We start from the raw sequence: 6,527 nt of genomic DNA, 5'->3' as shown, positions 1-6,527 counted from the left end.
CCCCGGTCTCTACACCGGGCTGCGCGCCCCCCCCCCGACGCTGCGGGGGCGCGCCCGGCCGCCGCGAACGCGCTCATCGTGCGCCCGGGGGGGGGGGGCCCACCGGTCGTGAGCCCGCAGATGGTGCGACCGCTGGTCGAGGTGGGCGCTCTCACCGTGCGGTTCGCCCGGCAGGAGACACCGGCCGTCGCCGGCATCTCGTTCGACATCGAGCCGGGCGAGTGCGTCGGGCTGGTGGGGGAATCGGGTTCGGGCAAGAGCGTCACGGCGCGGGCGCTGCTCGGGCTCGCGAGCGGTGCCAGCGTCGACGCCGACATGCTGCGGTTCGGTGACACCGATCTACGCGGTCTCTCGCTAAGCCGCTGGCGAGCGCTCCGCGGCAGCGCGGGGGGCATCGGCTACATTCCGCAGGCCGCGCTTGTGGGGCTCGATCCGCTGCGGCCGGTCGGCCGTGAGATCGCCGACACCCTGCGGCTGCACACGCGTGCGTCAGCCGCCGAACGTGCGGCCCGCGTCATCGAGCTGCTCACGGCTGTCGGTATGCCCGAGCCCGAACTGCGGGCGGGGCAGCGCCCCTACGAGCTCTCGGGCGGCCTTCGCCAGCGCGCGCTGATCGCCTCCGCCATCGCCCTCGGCCCCCGGCTGCTCATCGCTGACGAGCCGACGACCGCGCTCGACAGCACCGTGCAGGCCGGGATCCTCGACCTGCTGCACCATCTGCAGAGCGAGGGCACGGCCGTTCTGCTCATCAGCCACGACCTTGCCGTCGTGAGCAGGCTCGCCTCGCGCGTCGCTGTCATGCAAGCTGGTTCACTCGTCGAGTTCGGCCCCACCCGCCGGGTTCTGGATGCCCCACAGCACCCGTACACCCGCCGCCTGGTGGCGGCGGTGCCCACCAGCCAGCCTCGCGGCCGCCGCCTCTCCCCCTCTGCCCTGCCCGTCGCTCTGCCCGTCTACACCCTGCCCGTAGCCGAACCCACAGCGCCACCGCGCGAGATCGTGCTCGAAGCCAGAGGCCTCAGCCGTCGGTTCGGCGAACGGCAGGCCGTCGACAGCGTCAGCTTCACGCTGGGCCGCGGCGAGACCCTCGGCATCGTCGGCGAGTCGGGGTCGGGCAAAACCACGCTGGCGAGGCTGGTACTCGCTCTGGAGCATCCGGATGCCGGAGAGGTTCGACTCTTCGGCGAAGAGTGGAGCACCTCCCCCGAGGGGCAGCGCCGCAGCCGACGCCCGTTGATCGGAGCGATCTACCAAGACGCGCTGAGTTCGTTCGACCCGAGGCTGACGGTGGGTCAGATTCTGGGCGACGCGCTCAGGGTCGGTGCGGGTGTGGGCGAAGCGGCTGCTGTCGAGACAGCAAACCGCACGCCAGCCAGCAGAGCGGCCGGTGGTGACAACCCGTGGCGCACCGACCTGGCGGGCCTGCTCGACGCGGTGCACCTGCCCCAAGCCACGGCCACCCGTCGGCCGAGGTTCTTGTCGGGCGGCCAGCAGCAGCGGGTAGCCATCGCCCGCGCCATTGCCGCGCGCCCGGCGATCATCGTGTGCGACGAGCCGGTCTCGAGTCTCGACGTCTCGGTGCAGGCCCAGATTCTCGACCTGCTCGATGACCTGCAGTCGACCCTCGGGCTCAGCTACCTCTTCATCACCCACGACCTCGGCGTGGTTCGGCACGCTAGCGACGGTGTTCTCGTCATGAAAGACGGGCGCGTTCTCGAGAGTGGCCCCACCGAGACGGTCTTCTCAGCTCCGACGGCCGACTACACCCGAGCCCTCCTCGCGGCTGCGCCCGAAGTGAGCAGCTGACTGCTGGCAGCTGGATGGGCTTGGCCGGTGGCGGTGATGCGGCCAGAGCGGGGCTGCCCACGGCGAGAAGCCGCTCGTTGGCTGAGGGCACAATCAACCCCATTCTCAGATCGTGACCGCATGCGGTCGAAAACGAGCTACGGTGAAAGACGAATCCAGGTAGCCCAAGACCCCGGTCACCGCAAACTCTCGAAGCGAGCGCGAAAATGACCGGCAGCAGTAGGCGATCTTCGTTCGTCTTGAAAGGCGCCATCGGCATCGGCCGCCTTCTTGCTACCGTGCCTCCGGCTACCGACCCGGCAGCGTTCTCGATGACCGGCGCTCGCTGGAGCTTCGACGACGTCACTCTCGTCGACTGCGTTCAGACCGCCTTCACCTCTGCCATCACACTGGTTCCCGATGCCGGCCCCGATACGGTGACCGCGGCATTCGTGCGAAGCGGTGACTTCACGGTTCACCATGCAGGCCGTCAGCTGCGCTTCCTCGAAGGCTCGGTCGCCTACTTCACGGGTGAGGCAGAGGTACGTGTCGCTTCGACCGTCGACACCCATCTGACCATTGTCTCGATCCCGCGCACGCGGCTCACCGAACAGAATGTGGTGCTGGCGAACACGTTCGGCAGCTTTGCGTACTCCACGGCGAGGCGCTCGCCCATCCTCTCGTTTCTGAGCGCCCTGATCGACATCGTGCAAAACCACTCGATACCGGCCGAACCCACCGCCAGCGTGGTGGCACAGCTCGTCGGCGCACTGTTTCTCGAAGACGAGAACTACCATCTGCGCGCAAACCAACATGACCTCGGTCTGCGCGCTCAAGCAGAGTCTCTGATCGCCCTCGGTTCTGCCGACACCAGCTTTCGCGCCCATTCGCTGGCTACTCAGCTCGACATTTCGCTTCGCCAGTTGGAGAAGAACTTCGTCTCGACGAGCGTGGGAACGACGCCCACCGACGCCATTCGAGACCGTCGCATCATGATGGCAATGCTTGGCATGCAATCGCCGGCCGAGAACCACCGCACCAGCGCCGAGGTCGCCGAGCAGGCGGGTTTCTCGAGTGTACGTGAGCTCGGCCGGGCCCTGAAGAACGCCTACGGGCTCACCGTGAAAGAGGTGCTGCTCAGTCAGATAGCCGATTCCACACTCACTTCGGGGCGTCAACAACAGAGAGCGGCCGAGTGATCGATTCGAGTGAGCGCCGTTCAGCATCCACACCGAAGACGAGTGCGACGATACCGCCCACGATCATGATGCCGGCCCCCAGAAAATAGCCGAAGGTGAGCGGGCCGCGGTCTGAACCGTCACCGATCAGAATGCCGTAGAGCAGCGGCGCGCCGGCACCGGCGATCTGGCCGAGGGCGAAGAAGTACGAGATGGCCTGGCTTCTGATTTCAAGCGGGAAGATCTCGCTGACCGTCAGGTAGGCGCTCGAGGCACCGGCTGAGGCGAAGAAGAACGAGACGCACCAGAAGATCGTCTGCGTGGCGGCGTTCAGCGTGCCAGCACTGAACAGAATGGCCGACACCGCGAGCACGACGCCCGAGATGCCATAGGTGAGAAAGATCATGCGCCGCCGACCCCACACATCGAAGAGATGACCGAGCAGCAGCGGCCCGAGCAGGTTGCCGAGGGCGAACGGAAAGAAGAAGTACTGCGTCGAACTCGGGCTCGTGCCATAGAAGTTCTGCAAGACCAGCGCATAGGTAAAGAAGATGGCGTTGTACAGAAACGACTGGGTGACCATCATGGTGGCACCCACGAGGGTGCGCTTCGGGTACTGCTTGAACAGAATGTGCAGAATCTGCCGAAACGGGATGCTCGCCGTAGCCTTCACCGTTATCGCGAGTTTCGGGTCGACGGGCGTCAGCACACCGCCCTCGCGCTCGACGCGACCCTCGATGTCATCGACCGTCGCTTCGGCCTCTTTCTCACGGCCGTGGGTCATCAACCAGCGCGGGCTCTCGGGGATGTGCCGGCGCAGATAGATGATGGCCAGGCCCAGCACCGGGCCGATGAAGAAGCCGATGCGCCAGCCGATGTTCTCGGTGAAGATGTCGGGGTTCAGCAGAAAGAGGTTGGCGGCCGAGCCGAGAGCAGCACCTCCCCAGTACGTGCCGTTGATGGCGATGTCGACGCGCCCCCGGTAGTGCGCGGGAATCAGCTCGTCGATGGCCGAATTGATGGCCGCATACTCACCACCGATGCCCATGCCGGCGAAGAAGCGGAAGAAGAACAGGAAGTACATGTTCGGCGAGAGCCCGGCCACTGCGCTCGCCACGAGGTAGATGGCGAGGGTGAGAATGAAGAGCTTCTTGCGGCCCAGCTTGTCGGAGAGCCGCCCGAAGATGATCGCCCCCGCAATCTGGCCGACCAAATAGATCGTGCCGGCGAGGCCCACCTCGGCGGCCGACATGTGCAGTTCTTTCTGAAAACCGGCCGAGGCCACGATTTGAATCTCGAGCCCATCGAGAACCCACGAAAATCCGAGGCCGACGACGATCGACCAGTGAAACCTGGTCCATGGCAGTCGGTCCATCCGGGCCGGAACCATGCTCTTGACACCTTCGGTACTGTTGCTAGCGGCATTGCTCACAGTCGACACGCTTTCTCCTCGTCGCTCAGAGCACGACTGTAGGCCCGGCGAACGCACCAATCAAAGGCGTGACGAGCGAGCGAAGAGCGTGTACTGTGCGGCCAGCGACAGGGGCGCTTCAGACAACGAACGCTTCATAGGAGGCACCGAGCGTTCATTCGGCCCGCTCCCCGGTTCACTGCATAGCGTGTGAGCATGTCGGCTACCACTGTCTCCGCGACCACTGTCTCCGCCAGTACTGCTCTTGCCACCACTGCGGCCGCCGGCCGCGCTCCCGTCACCGACCCACCCTCCCGCACCTTTGATGCTGCCCGCAGCTCCCACATCGCCGCCGCCTCGACGACAGCGATGCGGCTGTTCATACCATTGGCCTCGACAACCGTTCTACTGTGCGTGTACGTGCTCGCGGTGCTCACCCGTACCGGCCAGAGCTTCGAAGACAAAGCGCTCGCGGCCGCCGGTCTTGTACAGAACGCCACGGTGCTGCTCGAGCTCGTGTCGATTCCGGGCCTGGCCGTCGCCGCCGCTTTCATCGCGGGAATCGCGCTGCTTCGAAGGCGGCGAGGCCGGGCAGTTGCAGCCATGCTCGTCATCGCCGTGTCGAACACGCTCACGCAGATACTGAAATACGTCGTATTCGATCGCCCGATGTTTCAGTCACCGTCTGGAGTCAATACATTCCCGAGCGGGCATATGACAGCGTACGTATCCGTCTGCATCGCCCTGCTGCTGGTGCTTCCCGCCGCGCTTCGAGCTCTAGCCAGCATCGCCGGGGCCGTCATCAGTTCCATCGTTGTCGTGCAGCTGCTCGCCTTCGGCTGGCATCGGCTGAGCGATGTTGTGGGGGCCGTTGCCCTCGTGCTGGCGGTCTCCACCTTCGTTCGACTCCCACTTGGCGCCGACCGCCGAATCGCGCGCGGCAGCGGCGGGGGCCGTTCAGACTCAGGCCGTTCTGGCTCAGGCCGTTCTGCCAGTGCCACGTTGAGGCGCGTGAGCATACGGGTGCTGATGGCTGGCTTCGTCGCGGCGCTGGCCGCGGCGGCCGCGAGCTTTGTAGCGGCGTTCGTCGTCGACACCGGATCGGCGGGGCTCACCCTGCTGGGCACCGAATGCGTGGCCGTTGCAGCGACGGTTGGGGCATTCATGGTGCACGAGTGGCTGCCCGATCGAGCGACTGCGATGTAGCTGGTCGCCTCAAACGCCGCCCGTGATGCGCACGATCAGGCGCGGCTTCTGCTGTCGGGCGACCAGCCGTTCGACGAAGTTCACAATCGAAAACTCGAAGCCGTACTTCCCTCGGAAGTTCGCACGCAGCCGTGCGGTCTCTGAGTCGGGAAGGATCTCGGCCACACCGTCGACCACCGGGGCGCCGGCCTTGGCCGTTCCGCGCCGCCCGCACGCCTGTAGTTGCACCCGGCCGCTGTTGCGGAGCCGCTTGACCTTGCCGCTCTCGCTGGGGGTGATAACGAGGAGTGCGTCGCCGTCGCGGGCCACCCACACCGGTGTCGACACCGGCACGCCGGTCTTCCGGAACGTGGTGAGCAAAACAAACGACTCGTCACCGAGGGCGGCGAACCGAGTGTTGTCGGCGGACTGATCGGTCATGGGTGGCCTCCGGTGGCGTCAACTCGACTTTAGCGCCAGCGCAGCGCTGCGCTGCGGTCAGCTGGCGGCGGAGAGGTCGACGACCTCGAACTCGAGGAGCTCTGCACCGGTCGCGACGGGCTTGGCGCTGCCGCCGTGGCCGGGGGTCGACCCGCCCTCGTGCGCGGGCGCAGCGTGAGGCGCGCTGCCGGCAGCAGTGGCAGCGCCATGGCCTGCAGGGGCCGTCGCACCGCTGCCGTGAGTCGCCATCGACTGGCTCGAGAGCCAGGCCTGAAAGTTCTCTTCGGTGTCCCACGTGGTCACGACGAAGTAGCGCGATTCGCCTTTCACCGGGCGAAGCAACTGGAAGCCCTCGAAGCCAGCGAACCCGTCGACGGCGCGGGCGCGGGCCGCGAAGCGCTTCTCGAGCTCGGCACCGGCCTGTGCGGGAACACTGATGGCATTGATCTTGACGACAGACATGGGTTCTCTTTTTCTCTTCGACTGACTCTCGAGGGCCATGCTATCTATGACCGCTGGAGGTGCGC

The 6,527-nt window shown here is 66.0% G+C and carries 6 protein-coding genes; 3 read left to right on the top strand and 3 right to left on the bottom strand.

The window, feature by feature from the left end:
* The first annotated feature begins 120 nt into the window (after positions 1–120).
* Together QN358_RS07420 and QN358_RS07415 are read left to right on the top strand one after the other, a co-directional pair.
* Positions 121–1,806: an ATP-binding cassette domain-containing protein gene (locus tag QN358_RS07420; protein WP_416351968.1), complete on the top strand. Its 1,686-nt coding sequence runs from the start codon at positions 121–123 to the stop codon at positions 1,804–1,806.
* Positions 1,807–2,012: 206 nt separating this feature from the next.
* Positions 2,013–2,984 carry a helix-turn-helix domain-containing protein gene (locus QN358_RS07415; protein WP_323512004.1) on the top strand — a complete coding sequence of 324 codons (972 nt, stop codon included), beginning with the start codon at positions 2,013–2,015 and terminating at the stop codon, positions 2,982–2,984.
* Here QN358_RS07415 and QN358_RS07410 read toward each other — a convergent pair.
* A complete protein-coding gene (locus tag QN358_RS07410; protein ID WP_416351967.1) occupies positions 2,947–4,338 on the bottom strand; it encodes an MFS transporter in 1,392 nt (463 codons plus the stop codon). The two genes, QN358_RS07415 and QN358_RS07410, sit on opposite strands and share 38 nt — an antisense overlap.
* Positions 4,339–4,590: 252 nt before the next feature.
* Here QN358_RS07410 and QN358_RS07405 point away from each other — a divergent pair, with 252 nt between their 5' ends.
* Positions 4,591–5,580, top strand: a complete 990-nt coding sequence (locus tag QN358_RS07405; RefSeq protein WP_323512002.1) for a hypothetical protein — start codon at positions 4,591–4,593, stop codon at positions 5,578–5,580.
* 9 nt (positions 5,581–5,589) lie between these two features.
* Here QN358_RS07405 and QN358_RS07400 read toward each other — a convergent pair whose 3' ends face one another.
* Complete coding sequence (locus tag QN358_RS07400) at positions 5,590–6,000, bottom strand: PPOX class F420-dependent oxidoreductase (RefSeq protein WP_323512001.1); 411 nt, start codon at positions 5,998–6,000, stop codon at positions 5,590–5,592.
* 57 nt (positions 6,001–6,057) lie between these two features.
* Complete coding sequence (locus QN358_RS07395; protein WP_136641920.1) at positions 6,058–6,462, bottom strand: antibiotic biosynthesis monooxygenase family protein; 405 nt, start codon at positions 6,460–6,462, stop codon at positions 6,058–6,060.
* Between the last annotated feature and the right edge of the window lie 65 nt (positions 6,463–6,527).

Origin of the sequence: Subtercola sp. RTI3 (genome assembly GCF_035018625.1) — a bacterium.
In the GTDB taxonomy this organism is placed as follows: Bacteria; Actinomycetota; Actinomycetes; order Actinomycetales; family Microbacteriaceae; genus Subtercola; species Subtercola vilae.
The sequence above is the reverse complement of the archived record's forward strand: the minus strand, read 5'-3'. Positions and strand labels throughout refer to the sequence as shown.

Excerpts from the sequence above, each read along its gene's own strand:
- QN358_RS07420 (WP_416351968.1), top strand. The coding sequence starts at position 121 with ATGGTGCGACCGCTGGTCGAGGTGGGCGCTCTCACCGTGCGGTTCGCC.
- QN358_RS07415 (WP_323512004.1), top strand. The coding sequence starts at position 2,013 with ATGACCGGCAGCAGTAGGCGATCTTCGTTCGTCTTGAAAGGCGCCATC.
- QN358_RS07410 (WP_416351967.1), bottom strand. The coding sequence starts at position 4,338 with ATGGACCGACTGCCATGGACCAGGTTTCACTGGTCGATCGTCGTCGGC.
- QN358_RS07405 (WP_323512002.1), top strand. The coding sequence starts at position 4,591 with ATGTCGGCTACCACTGTCTCCGCGACCACTGTCTCCGCCAGTACTGCT.
- QN358_RS07400 (WP_323512001.1), bottom strand. The coding sequence starts at position 6,000 with ATGACCGATCAGTCCGCCGACAACACTCGGTTCGCCGCCCTCGGTGAC.
- QN358_RS07395 (WP_136641920.1), bottom strand. The coding sequence starts at position 6,462 with ATGTCTGTCGTCAAGATCAATGCCATCAGTGTTCCCGCACAGGCCGGT.